Raw genomic sequence first — 894 nt, forward strand, 5'->3', positions numbered from 1 at the left:
TGAAAGCGGACAAGGCGCGCCTTCGGGCAGCACGTGGCGTCTGGACGGCAAGCCGGCCGGACGCGCACAACGCATGGCATGGTTGCCTTGGCCGGGACATCACACGCTGGATCTCATCGATAAAAACGGCGAAGTCGTCGACTCCGTGAAATTCGAGGTTCGCGGCGCATTCGTGAAAATCAAAACCAAGGGCTGATCGAAGCCGGATTTTGTTGATAATTTTTATAAGACAAAAGACAGATTAATCGCAGCGACATTCAGAAACTGTTAAATCTCGACAGGACCGTCCCGATCCGCCACGCATCTGGTGATAATCGCAAAAGAGAATTGAAACGCTGCAGCGAAAGCGCTGCCGCAGCAAAATACTATCCGGCGATGTTGTCAAAATTAATGCTGCCCGAACCGATTCACGGTTGCCGCCATTATGCTGGCGGTCGTTTTGTCCTATGCTAGTTGGACTTTCTGGCCAGGCTTCCAGTAAAGTCGGGGCGGCACTGAGACACTGATTTCTCCTTCTGTTTTCAACCTGGAGCACTTGTCATGCTTAAAAAGCTGTTGATGTTGTTTCTGGCCTTTTCGTTGTCGATGGGCGCGGCATTCGCCGCCACTGACGTGAACACCGCCGACGAGGCCTCGCTTGAAGCCATCAAAGGGCTCGGGCCGGTGAAGTCGAAGGCGATCATCGACGAACGGACTGCGAACGGCCCGTTCAAGAACGCCGACGATCTCGCCAATCGCGTGAAAGGGCTCGGCACGAAGTCCGTAGGACATCTGGAAGAAGCCGGGCTGACCATCGGTGGTTCATCCGCGCCGCCAACCGGCGTGAAGCCCTCCAAGACGCCTGCAACCAGCACGAGCGCCGCGCCGGGCAAATCGACGGTGAAGTCTTCGGCA

2 protein-coding genes are annotated in these 894 nt (G+C 55.8%); both read left to right on the plus strand.

Annotation, left to right across the window (positions count from 1 at the left end):
• On the plus strand, positions 1-196 hold a 196-nt coding region (locus tag ACRXB1_RS36865; RefSeq protein ID WP_449494882.1), incomplete at its 5' end, for a hypothetical protein.
• A gap of 344 nt (positions 197-540) precedes the next feature.
• Positions 541-894: ComEA family DNA-binding protein (locus ACRXB1_RS36870; protein WP_449494883.1), on the plus strand; the 354-nt coding region annotated here is incomplete at its 3' end.

This window comes from Caballeronia sp. M23-90, from assembly GCF_053574605.1.